This window comes from Dehalococcoidia bacterium (assembly GCA_040902535.1).
Taxonomy (GTDB): domain Bacteria; phylum Chloroflexota; class Dehalococcoidia; order DSTF01; family JACRBR01; genus JBBDXD01.
Genome location: JBBDXD010000019.1, coordinates 64,129 through 86,332 on the forward strand (window position 1 = coordinate 64,129; position 22,204 = coordinate 86,332).

General features: G+C 64.5%; 21 protein-coding genes, 2 tRNA genes and 1 riboswitch. Of the genes, 15 read left to right on the forward strand and 8 right to left on the reverse strand.

The genetic code is table 11. The features are described 5' to 3' along the window. Window positions 1–121 precede the first annotated feature (121 nt). From WEB52_09935 to WEB52_09945, 3 genes are all read left to right on the forward strand, one after another. Window positions 122–206, forward strand: a tRNA-Leu gene (locus WEB52_09935). A gap of 75 nt (window positions 207–281) precedes the next feature. Further along, window positions 282–355, forward strand: a tRNA-Cys gene (locus WEB52_09940). Window positions 356–701: 346 nt separating this feature from the next. After that, a complete protein-coding gene (locus tag WEB52_09945) occupies window positions 702–1,145 on the forward strand; it encodes a hypothetical protein (protein MEX2226755.1) in 444 nt (147 codons plus the stop codon). Between the two features lie 109 nt (window positions 1,146–1,254). Here the strand turns inward: WEB52_09945 and WEB52_09950 are convergent, their stop codons facing one another. Together WEB52_09950 and WEB52_09955 are read right to left on the reverse strand one after the other, a co-directional pair. Continuing rightward, window positions 1,255–1,422 carry a hypothetical protein gene (locus WEB52_09950; protein MEX2226756.1) on the reverse strand — a complete coding sequence of 56 codons (168 nt, stop codon included), beginning with the start codon at window positions 1,420–1,422 and terminating at the stop codon, window positions 1,255–1,257. Window positions 1,423–1,430: 8 nt separating this feature from the next. After that, window positions 1,431–1,835, reverse strand: a complete 405-nt coding sequence (locus tag WEB52_09955) for an NYN domain-containing protein (GenBank protein MEX2226757.1) — start codon at window positions 1,833–1,835, stop codon at window positions 1,431–1,433. A gap of 109 nt (window positions 1,836–1,944) precedes the next feature. On the opposite strand from WEB52_09955, the gene WEB52_09960 reads away from it, so the two are divergent. The 3 genes from WEB52_09960 (at window position 1,945) to WEB52_09970 (ending at window position 3,767) form a co-directional block, all read left to right on the forward strand. Continuing rightward, on the forward strand, window positions 1,945–2,199 hold the full coding sequence (locus WEB52_09960; GenBank protein MEX2226758.1) for a hypothetical protein: 255 nt from the start codon (window positions 1,945–1,947) through the stop codon (window positions 2,197–2,199). Window positions 2,200–2,307: 108 nt separating this feature from the next. Continuing rightward, window positions 2,308–2,910 carry a hypothetical protein gene (locus WEB52_09965; GenBank protein ID MEX2226759.1) on the forward strand — a complete coding sequence of 201 codons (603 nt, stop codon included), beginning with the start codon at window positions 2,308–2,310 and terminating at the stop codon, window positions 2,908–2,910. A gap of 11 nt (window positions 2,911–2,921) precedes the next feature. Beyond that, complete coding sequence (locus WEB52_09970; protein MEX2226760.1) at window positions 2,922–3,767, forward strand: enoyl-CoA hydratase-related protein; 846 nt, start codon at window positions 2,922–2,924, stop codon at window positions 3,765–3,767. A gap of 74 nt (window positions 3,768–3,841) precedes the next feature. On the opposite strand, the gene WEB52_09975 is transcribed toward WEB52_09970, so the two are convergent. After that, window positions 3,842–4,981: an acyl-CoA dehydrogenase family protein gene (locus tag WEB52_09975; GenBank protein ID MEX2226761.1), complete on the reverse strand. Its 1,140-nt coding sequence runs from the start codon at window positions 4,979–4,981 to the stop codon at window positions 3,842–3,844. A 217-nt stretch (window positions 4,982–5,198) separates the two neighbouring features. Between WEB52_09975 and WEB52_09980 the strand changes: the two genes are divergently transcribed. The 3 genes from WEB52_09980 to WEB52_09990 all read left to right on the forward strand — a co-directional run bounded on the left by WEB52_09980 (window position 5,199) and on the right by WEB52_09990 (window position 12,391). Continuing rightward, on the forward strand, window positions 5,199–8,453 hold the full coding sequence (locus WEB52_09980; protein MEX2226762.1) for a VWA domain-containing protein: 3,255 nt from the start codon (window positions 5,199–5,201) through the stop codon (window positions 8,451–8,453). A gap of 336 nt (window positions 8,454–8,789) precedes the next feature. Next, entirely contained in the window at window positions 8,790–9,068 is a 279-nt protein-coding gene (locus tag WEB52_09985; GenBank protein MEX2226763.1) for a hypothetical protein, read from the forward strand. A 1,319-nt stretch (window positions 9,069–10,387) separates the two neighbouring features. Further along, window positions 10,388–12,391 carry an ATP-binding protein gene (locus WEB52_09990; protein ID MEX2226764.1) on the forward strand — a complete coding sequence of 668 codons (2,004 nt, stop codon included), beginning with the start codon at window positions 10,388–10,390 and terminating at the stop codon, window positions 12,389–12,391. A gap of 23 nt (window positions 12,392–12,414) precedes the next feature. Here WEB52_09990 and WEB52_09995 read toward each other — a convergent pair whose 3' ends face one another. The 3 genes from WEB52_09995 to WEB52_10005 form a co-directional block, all read right to left on the reverse strand. Beyond that, window positions 12,415–13,377: a nitronate monooxygenase gene (locus WEB52_09995; protein MEX2226765.1), complete on the reverse strand. Its 963-nt coding sequence runs from the start codon at window positions 13,375–13,377 to the stop codon at window positions 12,415–12,417. A 67-nt stretch (window positions 13,378–13,444) separates the two neighbouring features. Beyond that, window positions 13,445–13,777 (reverse strand): Rieske 2Fe-2S domain-containing protein, encoded by a 333-nt coding sequence (locus WEB52_10000; GenBank protein MEX2226766.1) that lies wholly within the window; start codon window positions 13,775–13,777, stop codon window positions 13,445–13,447. 439 nt (window positions 13,778–14,216) lie between these two features. Next, window positions 14,217–14,477: a hypothetical protein gene (locus WEB52_10005; protein ID MEX2226767.1), complete on the reverse strand. Its 261-nt coding sequence runs from the start codon at window positions 14,475–14,477 to the stop codon at window positions 14,217–14,219. 95 nt (window positions 14,478–14,572) lie between these two features. On the opposite strand from WEB52_10005, the gene WEB52_10010 reads away from it, so the two are divergent. The 4 genes from WEB52_10010 (at window position 14,573) to WEB52_10025 (ending at window position 16,834) form a co-directional block, all read left to right on the forward strand. Next, window positions 14,573–15,184 carry a pyridoxal-phosphate dependent enzyme gene (locus tag WEB52_10010; GenBank protein ID MEX2226768.1) on the forward strand — a complete coding sequence of 204 codons (612 nt, stop codon included), beginning with the start codon at window positions 14,573–14,575 and terminating at the stop codon, window positions 15,182–15,184. 1 nt (window position 15,185) lies between these two features. After that, window positions 15,186–15,707, forward strand: coding sequence for a pyridoxal-phosphate dependent enzyme (locus tag WEB52_10015; GenBank protein MEX2226769.1), 522 nt, complete (start codon window positions 15,186–15,188; stop codon window positions 15,705–15,707). Between the two features lie 82 nt (window positions 15,708–15,789). Beyond that, complete coding sequence (locus tag WEB52_10020; GenBank protein MEX2226770.1) at window positions 15,790–16,623, forward strand: nickel-binding protein; 834 nt, start codon at window positions 15,790–15,792, stop codon at window positions 16,621–16,623. A gap of 61 nt (window positions 16,624–16,684) precedes the next feature. Further along, window positions 16,685–16,834 carry a hypothetical protein gene (locus WEB52_10025; GenBank protein ID MEX2226771.1) on the forward strand — a complete coding sequence of 50 codons (150 nt, stop codon included), beginning with the start codon at window positions 16,685–16,687 and terminating at the stop codon, window positions 16,832–16,834. Between the two features lie 74 nt (window positions 16,835–16,908). Beyond that, a riboswitch (cyclic di-AMP (ydaO/yuaA leader) is annotated at window positions 16,909–17,045 on the reverse strand. A gap of 317 nt (window positions 17,046–17,362) precedes the next feature. On the opposite strand, the gene WEB52_10030 is transcribed toward WEB52_10025, so the two are convergent. Further along, window positions 17,363–17,605 (reverse strand): hypothetical protein, encoded by a 243-nt coding sequence (locus tag WEB52_10030; GenBank protein ID MEX2226772.1) that lies wholly within the window; start codon window positions 17,603–17,605, stop codon window positions 17,363–17,365. 527 nt (window positions 17,606–18,132) lie between these two features. Next, a complete protein-coding gene (locus WEB52_10035) occupies window positions 18,133–19,140 on the reverse strand; it encodes an IS1595 family transposase (GenBank protein MEX2226773.1) in 1,008 nt (335 codons plus the stop codon). Window positions 19,141–19,339: 199 nt separating this feature from the next. Here WEB52_10035 and WEB52_10040 point away from each other — a divergent pair, with 199 nt between their 5' ends. Together WEB52_10040 and WEB52_10045 are read left to right on the forward strand one after the other, a co-directional pair. Next, window positions 19,340–21,097: a patatin-like phospholipase family protein gene (locus WEB52_10040; protein MEX2226774.1), complete on the forward strand. Its 1,758-nt coding sequence runs from the start codon at window positions 19,340–19,342 to the stop codon at window positions 21,095–21,097. Next, window positions 21,094–22,203, forward strand: a complete 1,110-nt coding sequence (locus tag WEB52_10045) for an FtsX-like permease family protein (protein ID MEX2226775.1) — start codon at window positions 21,094–21,096, stop codon at window positions 22,201–22,203. Before WEB52_10040 ends, WEB52_10045 begins: the two co-directional genes overlap by 4 nt. Window position 22,204 lies beyond the last annotated feature (1 nt).

The following is a 22,204-nucleotide window of genomic DNA, read 5'->3' on the forward strand; positions in this document are numbered from 1 at the left end:
GTCGGGGCCGGGGCGAGCGCATGGTAGCGGAGGCGGCGGCGGCGGGCGACGCGCGCTTTATCGCGCCGGTGCCGACGGGGTATACTGGGTGGCGGAACGCGCTGGCGCAGCGCGTTCTTTCGCCGAGGTGGTGGAATAGGCAGACACGCGGTCTTGAGGGGGCCGTGCCGCAAGGCGTAGGAGTTCAAATCTCCTCCTCGGCACCACAGAGGATACGACCGTACCCGCCCGGCGCCTCCGGGCGGCTCGTTTTGCGAGGCGGCGGGGCGGCGGACACACATGGCGACGTGGCCAAGTGGCAAGGCAGGGGTCTGCAAAACCCCGATCACCGGTTCGAATCCGGTCGTCGCCTCCATAGAAAACAGATTCGGGATCGGCTATTTCGGCCGGTCCCGATCTCGTTTCCGCGACGCGACTTCTGACGATCTTCTAACGGCGCTCTCGATACAGCCCCGTATACCGCTGTACAATCGCGCCGATGCCGATCCCCAGCGGATAAACCTTACTTCGTGGCGCAATCGCACACTGTAGTCCGTTGGCCACCGACGAGGGGTTCGCGGCTTCAGTTGGCGCTCAAGGACTTTTTTGCTCATGGAGTGAGTTTGAGCCATTCGCGGGAATCGCTGGGCGCGAAGAGGTGATCGATGCCATCACGTATAGCGAGCCACCATAACTGCAGTGACTGTGCGCTGCTGGCCCTGATGGAAGACGATAAAGACAGCGCGCGCATTGATAGTCGCGAGGTGAATCCATTCGATCGGTTCGATGGTGCAACGTCATTTCCCGTCTGCATGGTCTCGGCCTTTGACCTAACGGGAGAGCTTCCGGATCTTCCCGCGGCGGAGCCTGACACACATGCATGGTTTAGACGAGAGACCAAGAAGGTGTTCGGAGTCGACCGTACCTGTGACGAGTGGATTGAATTCAGGCCGGGTGAGACACCGCGAGGAGGATTGCGGAGGCGCGACGAGATGCGGCAAGATCGATTCAATGCCATGTATCAGCGCCGGCTCCTGATCTTGACCGTCGCAACGGCTGGGGTGGCGGTGGCCGCGCTGATCGCGGCGCTGCTACCTCTTGCGTACCCTGATGGCATCGGATACTTCGTTGACCACACGCCGGGTCAAGCTCAATCGCGTCCTTGACTAGGCAGCAGAAAGGACTGCGACAGTCGCGCCCTAGTCGTCACTCGAATAAACTTTCGGGCAACCTCGCCCCGCCATGGTTACAACTCCCGGCGGTCGAACGCGACGATCACCGCAACCACACGACCCGCACAGGATTCAACTGCACCCCACCCGCCTGCGCCGTCCACGACGTCGTGAGCGGCAGCAACGTTCGCACCTGGAACACCAGTCGTCCCTGCTGGTCGGTGCTGGTGGCCCGCGGCACGATCGACGTCAGCAGGCTGCCGCCGCCCATGAGTATCGCTACGCATCGAACCGGTCCAGCCGTTCGAGCAGCGACAGCGCGCCGTGCACGCCCGCCCCGAGCGCCGTCGCGCGGCCGGTGAGATCGCGGTCCGACGTGATCACTTCGAACGCGCGCGGATCCGACTGCGCGCGCAGGAACTCGACGATGCGGTCGTCGGCGGCGTTGCGGCCTGAGCGCGCCGCGTAGAGCACCTCCACGCCCTCGTGGTCGCCCTCGGGCAGTCCGGAGATCGGCCGGCCATCGACGATCACCGTGATCCCGTGTGCGTCGGCCGCAGCCAGCGCGCGCAGCCGGTCGACGAGCGCGCGCACGGCGCCGTCGCGGTCGCGCCACCAGCCCGTTGGGCGCGCGCCGATCACGTTCATGGCGTCGACGACGAGGTCTAGCGGGCGAGCAGACAAGGATTACTCCGTCGGTACGGCCATCGCAGCCGTCCGTGCGAGCGATGGCTCGGGCGGCTGCCAGGATCTGTCAGTAGGCGGGAATCCGTAGTCAAGATAAGATCGGCGCATGAAGCACGCTACACCGATCGCGCTCGACGCGCTGGAGCCGCTGCTCGATCAGCTACGCGCGCTCGACGGCGTGACCGAGCGCAAGCGCGGCGTGTTCTATCGCAAGTCGCAGGCCATGCTGCACTTCCACGAGGATCCGGCGGGCTTCTTCGCCGACCTGCGCCTGCCGCCCGGCTGGGTGCGGCTGCCGGTGAACACCGCGGCGGAACGTAAGCGGCTGGTGGCTCAGCTTCGAACGGCGCTCAAGGCCTGACCGGCTGACGCCTGAAAGGATGGACGACCCAACGGACGCACGGTGACCGGCGGCCGTCCGACCATCGCCCGGGACGACAGCCCGCGACCGGCGGCGTATGCTACGCGCGTGGAAGAGACCTGGGACGACTACGAGGACGAAGGCCCCCACACGCACTCGGCGTTCGAGACGCGACTGGGCCTGATCTTCTATCACGACGCCCGCCCCGACGCAGGCGCCGGCCACCCTGTCTACATGCGCTTTCGTACGGCCCCGGTGCTCCTGGCGGCGACGGTCTGGTTCATCGTTGCGTGTGCCGTGCCGTTTTACGGCGTGCGGGACGGCGCCATCGACGCCGCCGCACTGGTCATCATCGTCGCGGCGCCGGTCGTGCTCGCGAACTTCTGGTGGTTCGACTACGTGCGCATCGACGAGACGACGGTCGAGCGCAGCCACCTGTTCGGCTTCGTGCGCCATCGCGGTCGAATCGACGTACTGCGCGATGTGCAGTCGCGGCCGCTGCGCGGCCTCTACGGCATCACCACGCCGTCGATGCGCTTCGTGTTCCCTGACCAGCGCTTTGAAGTACGCGCCGCGGCGTATCACTGGGTCGACGGCCGCAAGCTGGCGATGCGGCTGCACAAGCGCGGCATCGCGATCGCGCCGAAGCTGATCCAGCACTTCGAACTCGACGATCCGCCGCCAACAGCCGGCGCGGAGGACTGGAAGTAGGAGGCACGCGTATGCGCACAGGCACCTTCCGCGGCTTCGACGTCGAGATGCACGACCGCGGCATCTGCGTCATCACGTTCAACCAGCCGGAACGTCTCAACGGCATGACCCAGACGATGAAACGCGACCTCGTCGAGACGATCGCGCAGTCGCAGATGCACGACGACGTGCGCGTCGTCGTCGTCACCGGCAGCGGACGCGCGTTCTCGGCCGGCGACGACATCAGCGGCCACGGCCGGGGCGGCGGCACTGACGCCGAGGCCGAGGCGCTGGCGCAGGACATTCCGGGCGGCCATCGCGACGCGGTCGGCACGTACGAAGGCCTGCGCTGGATCTCACAGCCGCTGAACGCCGCCATGCGCGCGCTCGACAAGCTCTCGATCGCGGCGATCAACGGCGTCGCGGTGCAGACCGGCTTCTCGCTGGCGCTGTCGTGCGACTTTCGCATCGCATCGAGCGAAGCGCGCGTCGGCAGCGGCACGCTGCGCTTCGGGCTGCTGCCGGACGAAGGCGGCCAGTACCTGCTCGTGCACCTGCTGGGCGTCGCGAAGACGATGGACTTCCTGATGCGCAACCGCCTCGTCATGGCAGACGAAGCGCTGGCGCTCGGCCTCGTGCACGAAGTGACGCCGCCGGACGCGCTGATGCCCCGCGTCATGGAACTTGCGCGCGAACTCGCCGAAGGGCCGCAGGCGGCGCAACGTCTCCTCAAGCGCTCGATCTACAACGCCGCGCACCAGACCTTCGAGCAGGCCTGCGACGACATCGCGGCGAAGACGGCGATCACGGACCACCTGCCCGACGCGCGCGAGGGTGTGCGCGCCTTCCAGGAAAAGCGCAAGCCGAACTTCAGCTAAACACGGCGCGGCCTGCTACGGCGGCGCCGATGCACGGTTAACGGCCGTGCGTTCGCGTCCGCGACCAGCGCCGATCAGGCGTCCGCCAACCCCTCCCGCACGCGGCTGCCGATGATCTGGTGCGACACCGGCGCCGACGGCGGGTGAAAGCGGCCCGCTCGCACATCGCGCGCCAGGCGTTCGAGCGGCGACTTGCGGAAGTACGCCGTGCCGCCGGCGATCGCGACGGCCTTCTCCACCGTCTCGATCGCGCGGTCCACGACGATCTCCTTGAGCGTGATGCTCAACGCCACTACTTCTTCCACCTCTGCCTCGGCGAGGCGCGGCGCCAACTGGTTGCGCACGGCAGACGCCGTCGTGAACGCCACCTCCATCTCGCCGAGCAGCACGTCGGTGAGCACGGGGTCGCGGAAGTTGCTGTTGCGCGCCTTCTGCAGCGACTGCAGCGCAAAGTGGCGCGCCTCCTCCGCGACGCCCAGGTACACGCTCGACATCAACGGGTAGAACCAGCGCATGATCGCCGCGTACTGCGGCGTGCGCAGCGGCTCCTTGCCGGCCAGCCGCGCACCGACCGCGCTCTCGGGCACGGTCACATTTTCGAACACGACCTCGTGGCTGGCGGTCGCGCGCATGCCCGTCGTGTCCCACGTCGGGTCGATGCGCACGCCTTCGAGGTTGCACGGCACGGCGACCACGATCAGTTCGCCCGTCTCCGTGTCCACGGCGTTGACACGCAGCACGTTCACCCCGGGCGCCTGCGACACGAAGTACTTGCGGCCGTTGATGACGTAGTTGCCGTCCTTCTTCTCCGCCCTTGTCGGCGTGCTCCATTCGCCGGCGACGATGGCCTCCGCGCCCGCCGAGCCGAGCACGATGCCCTCATCCGCGACGCGGCGCAGCGGCGCTTCATTGGCGCCGGTCTTCAGGAAGCCGTCGCGGGCGGCGCCGACCTGGAACAGGTGCATGTTCACCGCGAGCGCCGTCGATGCGCAGCCCCGCGCGAGCGCCTGCTGTGCCTGCGCCATCTGAGGCAACGTCGCGCCGAGGCCGCCGAGCTGCTCGGGGACGGGCGCGCGCAGGTAGCCGGACTCCCGCATGCGGTCGTAGTTCTGCTTCGGAAACTCGCCCGTGCGGTCGTACTCGGCCGCGCGCTCCCGGAATTCGTCCGCGAGGTCCTTCGCTATAGTGACTGCGTCTTTCGTCATCGTGGTCATCGTCGACCTCCCTACTGCTCATACACGCGCCGATTGTTACGAAGTGCGGCGGCGCGGCGCTATGAACGCGTTCACAGAACGCGTTCACACGTCTACGTTACGCCGATCGCGGTGGCGTATTCCAGCCCCAATTCGTCCGCGCGCGTCGCTGGCGCCGGACGACCGAGGCGGCTGATCGCAGGCTCGTTCGAAGCTAAACCGCTGGCTATACTCAACGGTGGCCCTCGACCAGCAGTTTCTCGACGAAGTTGAGCGAAAGCTCACGCAGCATTCGCCTTCGCTGGCGACCGAGTTCCGCCGCGCCTCCGAGGAGCTGATGCCGCTCCTGGACGAAGCCGACTTCCGCACCTGGGCGGACGAAGGCGTCGAGCTGGCTGGCCACTCTCTGCGGTCCTGGGAGGCCGCCGTCGACTACTTTCGCGTCTCGCCTGAAGTGCTGAAGGTGCTGCCTTCGGCCGGATTTCGGCGCTGGGCGCATGCCGGCCGCTCGCTGGCCGAGTACTCCTCGGTGGTCGCCGCGGCGTTCCTGCGCGCGAGTCCGGACACGGTGCGCTACCTCGACGAGCATCAGATCGTCGAGTGGGCGACGCTGGGCCAGCGTCTGTACAAGGGGCACTGGAAGTCGATCTCGCTCACGACGGTCTATTTCAGCGCCAGCCCCGGCCTGCTGACCAGCATGACGATGGGCGAACTGGCCCGGCTCGTGACGCTCATCGAATCGGTGGCCGAGCGCTCGTACGAGCTGGCGTCGGCGTGCCTCGATGCGGCGCCGCACCTGTTCCGCTCGCTCGACAAGTCCGACCGCGGCGCGTTCCTGACGCTCGCGACGGCGGTCGGCGATGCGTCGTGGGCCGACGTGCGCATCTGCTTCGAGCGCGCGCCGAACCTGCTCGCACCGATCGACGCGTCGGCGCGCAGCCGCTTCCTCACGCTCGCGTCGAACGTCGCACGGCAGAGCGGGCGCCACGCCTACTCGCTCTTCGCCGAGGGCGCGATGGCGCTCGAATCCGTGCCGCAGGACAGCCACCACGACCTGCTGTCGATGGCCGAAGAGCTGGCGACTGCGTCGCCGACGGCGGCGATGGAGTTTCTGAAAAGCTCGCCCGAAGTGCTGAAGCGCATCCGCATCGCCGAACTGGCGCGCTGGCACGAAGCGGGCACGCGCATCCTCGGCCAGAGCGTCGAGGGCGGCGAAGCGTACTTCCGCCTCGAGTCCGGCAAGGGCGAGGAAATGCTGCAGACGCTGTCGTCGCGCGTCGAACTGACGCGCGTCGGCGAAGTGCTGCGGCTCTACTGCAAGGCGCTCACCGGCACCAACGTCTCGATCCATCCGGTGTCGTATCTCGCGGAAAAAGGCATCGGCTGGGTGAGCGAAAATCGTCCGAGCACCGAGGGCACGACGGTCTACCTGCCGGAGTTCGTCGAAGAGTACGTCGAGCGCGCGCAGAACTTCTCCGTGTACAAGGTGTTCGCGACGCACCAGGCGGCGCACCTGGAGTTCGGCAGCTTCTTCTTTCGCTGGCTGCGCCCCGGCTCGCTCGTCGAGACGAAGCGCCAAGAGCGCGAGCGCGCGCGCATCGTGTCCGGCGCGCAACAGGCGCGCGAGCGCGGCTATCTCACCGACATGGAGCGCTTCTTCGACCTCTTCGACGACCGGCTGCTCGCGTCGGACCTCTTCGCCGTCGTCGAAGATACGCGCATCGACACAATGGTGCGGCGCGAGTACGGCGGCATCCGCAAGGCGTGGCAGCGCACGCAGGAGAACGAACTGGAGACGCGGCGGCTGCCGAACCAGATGCCGCTGCGCCAGGCGCTCGTGGAAAACCTGATCCGCGCCAGCCTCGACGGCGCCGACACGATGATCTGGCCGCGGCTCCTGCAACCTGTGCTGCAGAGCGCGATTCAGGCGCTCTTCGTCATGAAGGAGAAGGGCGCGACGATCGAAGACGCGTCGGAGACGACGCTCGCGCTGTACGAGATCGTCGCGAAGGTGCCGAACATCGCGCCGGACGACCTCGACGACTTCGACTGGGAGACCGTGTCGGAGGAGGCGCTGCAGATGATGATGTCCGCCGGCGGCGAAGGTGCGGAGGGCGGCGAGCCCTCGCCGATGCCGCAGGGCATGGAGCAGGACTACGAGAGCCCTGAGGCCGTCGACTTCCGCGGCGACTTCAAGCCCGAACTGGTGCAGCTTCTGATGCGCTTGCGCCTCAAGGACGGCGAAGTCAGCCAGGACGGCACGCTCTCGCCGCTGACGCAGGAGCAACTGCAGGAGTTGTTCGAGAAGAGCGTCGAGATCACCGTCGGCGCCATGGCCGAAGGCGATCTGGCGTCGACGATGGGCCTGTTTCTGTCGAACCTCGAGAAGGAAGCGGGCACGCCGATCGGCGACCAGCAGCAGGGTGAACTGAAGGACGGCACGCCGGGCGTCGAAGACGGCGCCGACGACCAGGAGTTGCCCGTCGAAGTGAAGTCGTTCTACTACGACGAGTGGGACTTCCGCGCCGCCGACTACAAGCCGAACTGGTGCCGCGTCCAGGAGCGCGTGCTCGACGAGGGCGAGGACACGTACTACGAAGAGACGCTGCGCGAGCACGCCGCGCTCGTCAACGAGACGCGCCGCCAGTTCGAGCTGCTGAAGCCGGAGCTGTACCGCAAGATCAAGAGGCTGCTCGACGGCGAGGAGTTCGACCTGGACGCGGTCGTCGACTGGGCGATCGAGCGCAAAGCCGGCACGTCGTACACCGACAAGGTGTACTGGCGGCGCAACAAGATCGAGCGCGACGTCGCCGTCGCGTTCCTGCTCGACATGAGCGCATCGACCGACGAGGAGATCGAAAAGCGCAAGCAGAAGTACGCCGACGACGATGACTTCGATGACGACCCGCGCAAGTACTTCCAGTGGCTGGCACAGCGCCGCGCCGCGCAGTCGATCGCGCCGCCCAAGCGCATCATCGACCTCGAGAAGGAGAGCATCGTGCTCTTCATCCGGGCGCTGGAGACGATCGGCGACAGCTACGGCATCTACGGATTCAGTGGCTACGGGCGCGACAACGTCGAGTTCTACGTGATCAAGGACCTGGAAGAGACGTTCAGCGACAAGGTGAAGAAGCGCATCGACAAGGTGGCGCCGATCCGTTCGACGCGCATGGGCCCGGCGATCCGCCACGCGGTCGCCAAGCTCGACGCGTACGACGCGAAGGTCAAGATCATGATGCTGGTGTCAGACGGCCGGCCGCAGGACCACGGCTACGGCCGCGACCGCACCGAGAAGGAATACGCGATCCACGACACGAAGCAGGCGCTGCTCGAAGCGCGCCGCAAAGGCATCACGCCGTTCGCGCTGACCGTCGATAAAGAAGGCCACGACTACCTGGGCCAGATGTGCGAAGACATGGGCTACGAAGTCGTCGCCGACATCGAACAGCTACCGCAGCGCCTGCCGACGCTGTACCGGCGGTTGACGGAGTAGGTCTATTCTGAGGACGTCGGCGGCGAAACTCGCCAGATCGCGCCGCGGAACCGTAGCCACTTGGGATCACGCTTGCCGCTCGCGCCGATGGAACCGTCGGGACGCAGGTACTCATGCGCCATTGCATGAGCAACCCCGGTAGCATCCAGATACACTACCATGTGGCTTACGGTGCCAGGGGGTTCACCCAAGCGCGGTCTAGCAGGACGTTCCGTGCCTCGCTTGACCACGAGGGTAAGTTCGCCCGACGACAGCCGGTCCTCTACCTGCGCCTCATCGAAGAGAGAACGTAGCGTTGCAGGACTCACTTCATGGATTGTTTCGGGAGGGATTGTCATGACAATCGCAGACGAGCTCGTAACAATGGCGAACGATTACATATCAGGGCGCATGAAGCTAGCACCAATCCATCGATTTATTCTCGATCACGTCGATGAGTCTCTCGAACTGGATGAATCGGCGACTGCAGAGGCACTGTTATTTGGATTTATTCAAGTGCGCCTGGCAGAGATGGATGATGGTCTCGAAGAAGCAGACGTGCGAAAGGAGATCACCGAATACCTCAGTGAGCATGGCCTCCTTCGTCCCTCTGCTGCGCGACGCGCGACAGGGTGACGCGCTTCGCCGACATCGAACAACTCCCGCAGCGCCTGCCAACGCTCTACCGCCGGCTGACGGAGTAGTGCGAGCCGCGGCCGCAGCGAGCAGTGCACGAGCCGCGAGACGGCCAACCCCACAACGCCATGGGGCGTCGATTGAATCCTTGGCGGAGGATTGCATAGAGTGTTTAACCGATGGTCTCTGGTTGCGCAGTGCAGGGGGCGTTTCGGCGTCTCCCCCCACGTCAAGCCTCCGGCTCGTGGACCTATTTTGCGGTTGCGGGGGATTGTCGCTGGGCGTTAGGGAAGCTGCCCGGCGGATTGGTCTCAACTTAGACGTGCGCCTGGCAGTTGATCTCGATCCGGACGCCATGACCGTCTACCAGACAAACTTTCCTCATGCAGCTACGGAAGCTTGTGACGTGCGCGATCTATTTGACGGATCGGTGGGGTCACGCGTCACGACGCGCGAGAAGCGCGTGCAAGCGCGCGTGGGAAGACTTCATCTCCTGGCGGCGGGACCACCATGCCAAGGTCACTCGGATCTAAACAACCACACGCGACGGGACGACCCGCGCAACGGCCTCTACGTCGTACTTGCCCGAGCGACGGAGGTTCTTCAACCCGATGCCGTGCTGATCGAAAACGTGCCGGCGGTGCGCCACGATAAGGGTCGCTCACTCGACAAAACGAAGGCGAGATTGGCAGCGCTTGGTTATAGCGTCAAGGACGACGTCGTACCCTTGTGGCGTTTGGGAACCCCACAGCTGCGCAGAAGGCACTTGCTCGTCGCCGCAAAACCGTCATCACAACCCTTGGAATCCATATTGGACACCGTTACGGCGGCATGCGCACACGCCTCGCCACGCTCTGTACGCTGGGCAATCGACGATCTCCGTTCAAAGGAACGGAGAACCTCCGCAATCTTCGACTCAGCGAGCACCCCTTCAACGTCCAACCAAAGGAGGATCGCGTGGTTGTTCGACAACAAGCAGTCGAACTTACCCAACAGCCTTCGCCCGGTATGCCACCAATCCGATCACAGCTATCACTCAATGTATGGCCGCCTACGGTGGGGAGAGCCCGCACAAACGATTACCACGGGGTTCGGATCAATGGGACAGGGCCGCTATGTACATCCCTCGCAACGCCGGACCCTGACGCCGCATGAGGCGGCTCGCCTTCAGACATTCCCTGATTTCTTTGACTTCAGCAGAGTCAAGCACAGATCGGCTCTGGCACGTATGATCGGTAACGCTGTGCCGCCGCTTATGGCGCGCGAACTCGTTTCTCGGATGTTCGCGGTCGGGGCAATCGCGGCAAAGGGCGACTAGGATGGCGACGACGAAGGTGGACAAGCGCGAGTACAGGCTCACACTGAGCCTCAGCGTGCTCGATGATCTGGGTCGTAATCTTTACAGCAGTATCCCCGCAGTGTTGTCCGAGGCCGTCGCCAATGCGTGGGATGCCGACGCGAACGCCGTCGCAATCACGTTCAATTTCTCGAAGGGCACAATCACTATTCTCGACGATGGCATGGGTATGGATTACAACGAGGTCAACGATAAGTATTTGACGGTTGGGTACCACCGGCGTGAAAACAAGTCGGTGCTCACTCCGGCCAAACGTCATCCGATGGGTCGCAAAGGAATCGGCAAGCTTTCGTTGTTCGCTATTGCAGACCGCATTGAGATTCAGACCGTCAAGCTGGACAAAAACCAAAAGATTGCGGACAGGAATGGTTTCGTGATGAGGACAGCGGACGTGGCAAAGAATGCCAAGGCTGGCAAGGTCTACAACCCGATAGCGCTAGACCCGGCCAATGTCACACTCACGAGAGGAACGCGCATTGTACTTTCCGCACTCACAAGAACTCCGACCGCACCAACGATCCCTGCGCTGAGAAAGCGGCTCGCCCGTCGCTTCAGCGTAATAGGCGCTCAGCACAATTTTGAAGTGCTGATTGACGGCAAACCCATCGGTGTCACCGATCGGGATTACTTCGATCAACTCCAATACCTGTGGTCGATCGGCGAGGTCGGCGATACATACGACAAGCTAGCAGCAAACGCGGAGAAGAAGATCACGCTTGCGGGCGCCATCGAATACGGGGGTAAGACATATTCCGTTAGCGGCTGGGTTGGCACTTTCCAGCATCAACGGAGCCTCAATCCTGAAGAAGGCGACAACACTGTGTCGGTGTTGGCTTGGGGCAAGGTCCTTCATGAAGACCTACTCCCTGAGATCAAAAAGGCGGGGATATTTACGAAGTATCTGATCGGCGAGATCCGGGCGGACTTTTTAGATTTGGACGACCAGCGCGACATCGCGACGAGTGATCGTCAACACGTTCAAGAGGACGACCCCAGATTTCAGGCACTGTCGGGGTGGTTCAGAGCAAGCGTCTTGGGACCGGTTGAGAACGCATGGGGCGCTTGGCGCGCTGACTCTGCGCTTGAAGATGCACTCAAGATCCCTTCGATTCGCGACTGGCATGACCAGTTGTCTAAGGATCACAGGCGATTTGCTAAGCAGCTCTTTGCGAAGATAGGTCGGCTTCACGCCGCCGACATCGAGACTAGGGCAGAGCTTTACAGAAACGCGATTTTAGCATTTGAGCGACTCAAGCTGAAGGAAGCACTGTCCGACATTGACAAGCTTCCGGAGCAGCCCGACTTCGAAACGCTCTCAGCGATATTCCAAGGCATCGACGAAATTGAGGCCGCCGAGTACCACCGCATCACCACCACCCGGGTCGAGGTAATTCGCACGTTGGCGAAGCTTGTCGATCAAAATGAGAAGGAGCGGGTAATCCAGGAGTACTTATTCGATCATCTATGGCTGCTCGATTCATCCTGGGAACGTGCGTCAACCAAGCCTCGTGTTGAGCAGCGGGTATCGAAGGAGTTCGACAAAGTGACCGCGAAGTTGAGTGCCGAGGAACAGAAGGCGCGCCTCGACATTCGATACAAGAGTGCGGCAGGCAAGCACATAATTGTCGAGCTAAAGCGCTCTAGTGTTTCCGTCAACGTGCACGACCTTCTGAAGCAACTGGACAAGTACCGGAGCGCGCTAGAGAAGTGCCTCGAAAAGTACTTTCCCGATGAGCCCAAAGAGATCGAGACCGTCGCAGTAGTCGGGAAAAAGCCCACCGGCGGCGGCGTGGATGACCAAATGCGCGTCGCTCATGCTCGCTACGTGACTTACGATGGTTTGATCGGCGCCTCGCTGGAGGCATATCGGGACTACACGACCGCCGACGAGAAGGTTGCTGGACTTAACGCGATCTTGTCCAACATCGAAGACGAACTACACAAGTTGGCCGACTCCCAGGCCTAAGGTGTGGCGCCATTCGAAGAGCTTCAACCGCGCGGCAACCCCCGCACCACCGACTCCGCCTCACGCATGACGTCTGCGATGATCTGCGCGGCGGGCTTCACGTCGCGCACGAGGCCGGCGGATTGGCCGGCGTAGGCGGAGTGCGCGCGGTCCGGCACGGCGCCGCCGGCTTCGTCGATGATCGCTTGGCGGTGATCGTGCAGTTCGGTCTCGCGCCCGTGCCACTCCTGCGCGAACGGCGTGCGGATCGATCGGCCGGAGATGCCGTCCGGCCACTTCATGCCGTCCATGATGTCGAAGACATCGGTGAAGACCGTGTCGTCGGCGGTCGCGGCGATGATCTGCTCGCGATGCGCGTGCGCCTCCGGCTGTGATTCTTCGGCGGCGACGAAGCGCGTGCCCATGATCACGCCCTGCGCGCCCAGCGCCAGCGCCGCGACGAGCCCGCGGCCGTCGGCGATACCACCCGCCGCGATCACCGGGATGCCGCCCGCGACGTCGACGGCCTGCGGCACGAGCGCCATCGTCGCGACGGCGCCCGTATGGCCGCCCGCCTCGCCGCCCTGCGCGATGATCGCGTCGACGCTCGCTTCGGCGGCGCGCTTCGCCGCGGCGACGGTCTGCACCTGGTGCAGGACCACCATGCCGGCATCCTTCGCGCGCCGGGCGTGATCGCCGGGGTCGCCAAAGCTCAGCGTCACCGAAGGCACGCGCTCTTCGATGCACACGTCGAGGAACTGCGGCGCGACGTCGAGCAGGAAGATCCAGAGATTGACGCTGAACGGCTTCGACGTGAGGTCGCGCGTCGCCTGGATCTGCGAGCGCAGGTACTCGGGTCCCTCGCGGTAGATGCCGCCGAGTCCGCCCAGGCCGCCCGCGTTGGAGACGGCCGCGGCGAGATCGGCGCGCGCCGTGCCACCGGCCATGCCCGCGCTGCAGATCGGTACATCGATCCCGAGCAGGTCGCAGAGAGGCGTGCGGATCATGATGAGATTGTCCACTCAGCGACGGCCTCTGGCAAGCGTCGGCCCATCTTCCGCGGCGCGTGTAACGTCAGCCTACGTCTTCGCCCCAGGCAAAGACGTAGGTCAGCACGCCGTCCCGGATCTCGGTCGGCAGGAGCATGAGCCCCGAGCCCTCCGCCGCTGGCCCGGACATGCGGCGGCCATCGCAGGCATCAAAGGTGGCGCCGTGCCACTGGCAGACGAACTGCCCGTCGGAGCAGACGAGCGTGCCGCCGAAGTGGACGCACACGTTCATGAACGCGGCCGGGCCGCCCTCCGCTCCGCGCACGATGTGCAACTCCCTGCCAAAGAACTCGACGATCTTGCTGCCTTCGCTGGGGATCTCGTGTACGGGGGTCAGGGGGACTTCAACCTTAGGCATCGCACCCTCCTTCCAGGCGCATCGGCCGGTTGGGGCTGATGCGGCGAAGGATGGCACGCGTCCGGCAGCGCGGCTATGAACGCGCTCACAACGGCACGAGTTGATGGACTGCGCAACGATACCGGTGCGACGTCAGGCGAAGATCGCGATCGCAATCCAGATCGCGATCATCACCAGGACGAGCGCCACGGCGACGCCCCAGGCGCGCAGGGGGCTCGACATCGCGATCGGCACACGTCGGGGCGGTAGGAGGCGCGGTCATTGGGGTCTGCGCCGGATGCGTCGTGCGGTTTCGATACGTCGCCGCGACCGATCGCCTCGTACAGGCGGCGATCATCGGGAAGCCGCCAGCGGTATGCGCCGAACGCCACGATGAACCCGGCGAACCCCAGCACGTACAGGCGCATGCTCCACCAGAGCCCGTTGTAGACGTGCGGTCTCATGTCAGCAGCACCAGCAGGAGCCAGCCGCCGAAGAGCAGCGCCATCACGCCGATCAGCAACAGCCATCCAAGCGCCGGGCTCGGCGGCGCTAGATCCTCCGACGCCGGCGTCCGCGGATTGGCGGAGGGCTGATTCGTGGTGCCGAACGGGCGCACCGGCAGCCGCCACGTCGCCGGCCAGCGCCAGGCGAACAGCCCGGTCGACAACACGGCGATCACACATGCGAGTACGAAGCTTCGAAGCGCGAGCCAACGCATACGGCCTCCTTTCGCTTCGTTTCAAGCTAGCGGCGGCGGCGAAACACGCCCGGAGCATTCGCGGCCGAAGGCGTGTATCTTGCATCGCATCTGCCATGCCACGAGTCTTCTTCAACCCGCACGCACGCGAACGCATCGTCGAGCGCGGATCCGGGCGCGAGCCAATGCGCTTCCACGAGCGGCTACCCGGCTACGCGCCGACACCGCTCGTGGCGGCGCCGGGACTCGCAGAGCGCCTCGGCGTGGCGTCGGTGCTCGTCAAGGACGAATCGTCGCGGCTCGGCCTGCCGGCGTTCAAGCTGCTGGGTGCGTCGTGGGCGACGTATCAACTCGCGATTCGGCGGCTTGGCCACGAGCCGCAATGGCGCACGCTCGACGAGTTGCGCGCGCACTTCGCCGTGTTGCGGCCACTCGCGCTGACCACCGCCACCGATGGCAACCACGGACGCGCCGTCGCGCATGTCGCGCGGCTCTTCGGGTTCGAAGCGCGGATCTTCGTGCCGGCGGGCACGGCGCAGGCGCGGATCGATGCCATCGCGTCGGAAGGCGCGACGGTTACGGTGGTAGACGGCAGTTATGACGACGCAGTGCGCCGCGCCGCCGAAGAAGCAGGCGACCGGTGCATCGTCGTGTCGGACACGTCGTGGCCCGGCTACACGGAAGTCGCCGCCTGGGTGAACGGACGGATACTCCACGATCCTGCATGAGATCGACGATGCACTAGCATCGAACGGCGCGCCACCTCCGGATGTGGTGATGGCGCAGATCGGCGTCGGGTCGCTGGCGGTGGCGATCGTCCGGCACTATCGCGGACCGGGTGCGCCGCACATTGCACGGATCGTCGGCGTTGAGCCGGAAGCGGCGGCATGCGCACTGGCGTCGGTTGAGACGGGCCGCATCGTCAGCGTCAAGACGGGCGAGTCGGTGATGGCGGGACTGAACTGCGGCACGCCCTCGATCATCGCGTTCCCCGCGCTGCGCGACGGCATCGACGCCTACGTGACGGTCGATGATGCGCGCGCGATCGAGGCGATGAGGGTGCTGGCGGACGAGGGCTTCGTGTCCGGCGAGACCGGTGCCTCGGGTGTGGCTGGCCTGCTCGAACTCCTCGAAGGCGCAGCGGCCGACGAAGCCCGCGCGCGCCTCGGCATCACGGGAACGACCCGAGTGCTGCTAGTCTCGACCGAGGGCGCGACGGATCCCGCATCGTACCGTCGCGCAATCGGCTGAGGCCCGCCCGACGTAGTCGGTATGCGGTGATTTGGGGCATACTTGGGTTCTCGGATCGCCGAACGGCGCGGGAGGTGACGCGATGCCGCTCTACATGGACATTCACCCGGATCTCGCCGGCGCGACGCCGGCGGAGGTGCAAGCCGCGCACGAGCGTGACCTGGGGGTGCAGGACAAGTACGGTGTGCGCTTCCTGACGTACTGGTTCAACGATCGCGAGGGCCGGGCGTTTTGCCTGGTCGAGGCCCCGGACACCGGGACTGCGCTCGCCGTGCATCGTGAGGCGCACGGACTGATGCCGGGCAACATCATCGAGGTCGACACCCCGGCGGTCGAACAGTTCCTGGGGAACTACCGGGACTTCGTTCCGGACGCCGCGAGGCTCGAAGGCAAGAACGATCCGGGCGTCCGGGGGATCATGTTCACGGACATGAAGGACTCCGTGGCTCAGAACGTCCGCATCGGTGATGACGCGGCGCTCGAGGTGGTACGCATTCATAATCAGATCGTGCGCGCGCGGCTTGGCACGCATGGTGGGCGCCAGGTCAAGCACACGGGCGACGGCATCATGGCGTCGTTTACGTCGGTCTCGCGCGCCGTCGAATGCACCATGACGATCCAGCGCGCGATCGACGAGCACAACGTGCAGAACGCCGAGGTGGCCATTCTCCTGAAGATCGGACTAAGCGCTGGCGAGCCGGTGGAGGACAGCGATGACTTGTTCGGCGTCTCGGTGTCGCTTTCGGCGCGGATGTGCGCGCACGCGACGGCCGGGCAGATCTTGATCGCCAGCGTCGTGCGGGACCTCTGCATTGGCAAGAAGTTCGCGTTCAACGACCTGGGGCAGATCCCCTTCAAGGGTTTTAGCGACCCCGTGCACGTGTACGAAGTGAACTGGCAGAGCGCGCCGGTCTGATCGCGTCTATCGGGCGTGCAAGCCCTCGCCGCGCTCGTACGCTTGCCCGGCCGAGAGTTCCGTGCGCGGCAGTCGCACGAAGCTCGGCCGCACCCGAAGCACGTACCTGGAGACCGACGACGATGCGGCGGTGTGCCCGGGCACGCCCGGCTCGGCGCTCGATTCGCGTTGGGCGGTGGTGCGGCGTGGATCCATGGGGTCGGTGCTGTGACGGAGCATGACGTTCCCCTTCCCTCACGACGGGACGGAAAGCGTGAGGGCAGATCGCCGATCTGCCTCGATGCGCCGTCCCCTCTCATGTGCCTGCGAGGTTAGCTGTCGGGTTCGGTCTGAGAAGGTTGACCTACTCGCGCTAGCGCGAGACTCACCCCCGGAACTGGTTCCCCCGCCCCGCCTTGCGGCGAGTTCGGCCCTGTGCGCTGATTATAGATCGTTGCGTCAAGCATCAGGCTAGCCAGAAGCCCGGGCGCGACGAGGGCAATGCAGCGGGCGCCACCCCTGATGTTGGCAATTATCCCCTTTGCACACCCAACAACGAGGAGGGTACCGTTGAAACGCATTGCGAGCGCAGCGTAAAATGAAAGGGACTCGTTGGCGCGAGTCCCTTCTGACGTTCACAGATTGTTGGCGCGACTTCTGACGCGGTGAGTTTACCACGTCTGGAGGTTCGTCATGCAGAAGCTGTACGCTGCCACCGTCGATGCTGTCTACTCATGGGACGGCAACCGCGCCCGCAAGATCAGCTCCCGTTCAATGGAGTCCCTACCGCAGGACGTTTCGCAAGAAACGTTGTCGCTATCTGATCCTGAACAACGGACTGCGAGTGAGAAACTATCTCCCAGCCGCCGCCGTCGAGTCCGTCAAGAAACGCGGTGACTTCGCCCAACACTACAGGGACACCCATCGCGAGGCTCTTGGCCAGATCACCTGATGGTGACGGCATTGGCTGTGTCTTGATCATCATGGTGTAGTTGTGGTTCATCCTAATCCTTTCCTTCGGACGGATCGGGGGGTTGCCCCTTGCGGGGCGGATCACGGTCTTATAAGAAGTGGGTGCGTCACATCGCCGGTATTAGCGGCGAGAGGTGACCACCCGAAGGTCAGGGACCGCATCGGGACTTCCCTTCCCGGAGCCACGAATGATACTCGTGGCTCCTCTGCTATCCCGCACTATGCGGGACTCGGCATCGGGCATCCTGCCCGGTGACGGCAACAAAAGAGCCGCCCCAACATGGGCGGCTTCCGGGCAAGGGTACGGGGTCGCAGAAGTGGTATACTGACTTCAAACGAGCCTCGTATCGGTTGCGCCTGGAAAGCTTCCCGATGCGGGGTTCGTGCCATTTACGGCACGAATGGGTTCTAGGCCGAATTATAGATCACGGCGTAGGTGCCTACGCAAGTAGACAGAAATCATGGCCAACACACCGAAGCCGATAAGCCTGCACCCCCTGACCATCGAACAGGCGTTGAAGAAGGCGCTGGATGCCGGCCCGATGCCTGAGAAGGAGCCTAAGAAGGCTCCGAAGAAGTCAGGTACCAGTCCAAACGTCCGGAAACGTTCGCCAAAAGCGCGTTGAACCGCTCCGTATCGGTTATGTGGCGCGTGTTGTGGCGGAACGCGAATTCCTGCACGTACTGGTTCAAGTAGCCCTGATCGACGTGATGGTAGGTGCTCGTGAGGCCGCGCTTTAGCTGGCTCCAGAAGCCCTCGATGCCCTGCGTGTGAATGTCGCCCCTGACGTACTCGGAGTAGTGGCGAATGACGCCATGCGGGAACGCGCCGCTTATCCAGTGGTAGTATTTGTGCTCGTCGGTCATGAGTTGGGTCTTGCCGCGCTTGAGGTTGGCCAGTAGCACCCGCTCGACCTCGCGCTGAGACAGGTCAGGCATCGCCATAGCCCTGACCTTCCCCCCGCGTTCGAGTATCCCGAACACAGGCGTCTTGCGCTCCATCGCTTCGATGCGCGGTGACTTCTCGCCCCTGTACCTCGCCCTCGCGGTGGCTGCGGCGCGGTGGAAACGGTGACCGCGCGGCTTGCCGCCGATGTACGTCTCGTCGGCTTCTACGGTGCCTTCGAGTATGGACGGGTCTTTCTCGAACATGGCGAAGCGGATGCGGTGCGCCATGAACCACGCATTCTTGTAGCTCATGCCGAACTCGCGGTGAACCTGGAACGCGCTGAGTCCCTTCTTACTGGAGCACATGCGGTACATGACGAGTATCCAGGTCCGTAGGGGGATCTTGCTGTCCTCGAAGATCGTCCCCTTCGTGACAGAGAATTGACGCCGACACGCCTTGCACTTGTACAGGTGACGCGGAGAGACGGCCTTGCCGTTCTTGCGCTGCGAAGCCTTCACTTCGATCCGGTAGACCTCAGCGCCGCCGCAGTCCGCAAAGACACACACGAGACCGTCAGGCCAGCGTATGCGTTCGAGCATGGCGCGGGCGTCTGATTCGGTCAGCGTGCCGTCCGTGATGCTGAATAGTTGTCCCTTGCGTGCTGGTTCTTTGTGCATGGCTGTTACCTCACCCACATACTCTCATAGATTCATGGGTGTGTCAACGGGATAATTGCCAATTCCAGCGCCCGTCTAGGATGCGCATAACGGTGTCGTGTGGCAAGGCCCAATCGGTTGCCCTTGTATTGCGTCAGGCAGCGCCGGGTGTAGACTCAACATTCCGTCAACCGCAAGCGAGCGCCCCACGGGACACGTCATGGCCGGGATCACATCGTCGCCTGAAGGCGTCATCGGCCTCGAACATCTGTTGTCCGAGGACGATTGGCGCGACCTGCTGTCTTGCATGGACGTGCAGCACTTTGCACCGGGCGACCATTTGGTGCTCCAGGGCGCCATGGAACCGCCGTTTTTCATCATCGGCGACGGCGTCGCTTCGGTCGTTGCGCAGGGGCCGAACGGCGATTTGCGCGAACTGGGGCGCATCGGGGCGGGCGAATGCGCGGGCGAGATGTCGCTGTTGACCGGCGACCCCGCGTCGGCGAACGTCGTCGCGCTGACGGCGGTGCGGGCACATTCGGCATCGCAGACGAAGCTTGCCTCGCTCGACCGGCTGCGATCGCGCGTCATCGAGGCGCTGTCGGCGATCCTCGCAACGCGGCTGAAGCAAGCGAACGCGCGGCTGCTGACGCTTTCTTCGGCGACCACGCATGTGCTGGTTTGCGGGCCGGGCGCTATCGACGCCCTGAGAAAGCTCCCCGAAGCAGTCGCCGACACCTCCGGTGAACGCGTCCTCATCGTGCTGCTGGGCGGACATGCCGCAGTGAGCGGACTGGAGAGCGAACGTGTATCGGTGCGCGTCGTCGCGCCGGACGAGGCCCTCGACCTGAGCCGCATCCTGCACCGGGCAGCCCACGAGTACGGCGAGATCTTGATTTTCACGGAACGGCCGGCGCTTGCGCAGATCAGCATCGACCCGGCGACGATGGTGTACGTGACGCGCGCCGAAGATGCGCGCGACATGCCGCCGGACGTGCCGGTGACCACGCGCGTAGCGATGATGCGCCCGGCGGGCGGCACGGAGACGTGGACGCAGCCCTCGATCCGGCGGCTTTCCGACGCGTGCGGGCGGCAGGTCGTCGCCGTGCTGCCATCGGGCGGTGCGGACGACGACGACGGGACGGCGATCGCGCGTTTTGCGCGCACGCTTACCGGCAGGCAAGTCGGATTGGCGCTCGGCGCGGGTGCCGCGAAGGGGCTTGCGCACCTCGGCGTGCTGCGCGCACTCGCCGAGATGAAGGTGCCGATCGATATCGTCAGCGGTTGCAGCATCGGTTCGGCGATCGCGGCGGGCGTCGCCGCAGGCATGGAACTCGACGAGCTGACGGAGTTGACGACGCAGGCGGCGGGGCGGGCGATCCGCCCGACGCTGCCCGTGCGTTCGTTCATGAGCAACGCCGGCGTGCGCGAAGAACTGAAACGGCTCGCCGAGGAGCGCCGCATCGAGGATCTCGACCTGCCGCTCGCTGTCGTAGCGACGGACCTCTTTCGCCGTTCCGAAGTGACCTTCACGACGGGGCTGTTGTGGCCGCGACTGCTGGCGAGCATGGCGATCCCCGGCGTCTACCCGCCGAGCGCGGCGCTGGGCAGTTATCTCGTCGACGGGGGTGTGCTGAACCCGGTGCCGGTGCGGCAGTGCCGCGCGCTGGGCGCGGGCGTCGTGATCGGCGTACGGCTCACCGCGACCCGTACGTCGCCGCGCGAACGGCTGGAGTACAAGCCTTCGATGCCGCTGGCCATCGAGACGATCATGCGCACGTTCGAGATCATGCTGAACCGGATCTCGGAGGCGAGCCACGAGCACGCCGACGTGAACATTGAAGTGTGTGTCGATGGCGACGGCGGCGTGCGCGACTTCAAGCGCGGCAAGGAGATCGGCGAGCTGGGGTATCGTGCTACGATGGGCGCCGCCGCATCGTTGACGGCGGCGATGCCGTATCTGAAGGCCGCCCGTTGATCCTGCTTGCCCTTCGCAACCTTATCTCCGAACGAACTCGATTCGCGTTTTCGGCAGCGGGCATCGGCTTTGCGGTGTTCCTGATCACGGTGCTGCTGGGCTTGTACCAGGGCTGGAACGAGAAGGTCGGCGGCTTCGTCGAAGAAGTAGATGCTGACGCGTGGGTGGCGCGCGAAGGCACGACGGACTTCATCAACGCGGCATCGATCCTGCCGCGCGCGCGCGGTGACGAGACGCACGCGCGCGACGACGTCGCGGCGGTGTACCCGCTCATCGTGCGGCCGATGCTGTTCTTCGAGGGCGACAAGAAGGTCGAGGTCCACCTCATCGGCTACGACGTGGCGTCGGGCGTCGGCGGGCCGCCGAAGATCACGGAGGGCCGCGGCGATCCAGCGGACGGTGAGATCGTCGTGGACGATGTGTTGTCGCGGACGCTGAATGTGAGCGTGGGCGACACGCTGACGAGCGGCGACTCGCGGTTCGACGTCATCGGCGTCACGTCGGGAGGGAACTTCGCGTTCACGCAGGCGGCGTTCATCAGCGTCGAGTCTGCGTCGGCGCTGCTCGACATGGGTGATCTCGTCACGTTCTGGCTCGTCGACATGGAAGACGGCGCGGTGGTCGAGACGCTGGCGTCGGACGTCGCGGCGAACACGGACGGCGTGGTGGTGTTCTCGTCCGATGAGTTCGCTTCCGCGACACGTCACCGCATCCTGGACAACGTGATCCCGATCATCGGATTGATCCTGGGACTGGCGTTCATCGTCGGCATCGCGATCACGAGCCTGACGATCTACACGGCGACCGTCGAGCGGACGCGCGAGTTCGGGATCATGAAGGCGGTCGGCTTCAACAACTACGACCTGTACAAGCTGGTGATCATCCAGAGCTTTATTACGGGCAGTGTCGGATTCGTGTTTGGCGTGGCGCTGACGCTGTTGATGAGCCGGTTCGTCGACCGGCTCGCGGCACAGTTCATCCTGTACGTACGCCCGATCGACGTGCTGTTCGTGCTCATCGCGACGATCGTGATGGCGGCGTTGGCCTCGATCGTGCCGGCGCGGCGGGTTGGCGCCGTCGATCCTGCGGTGGCGTTCAAGGGGTAGG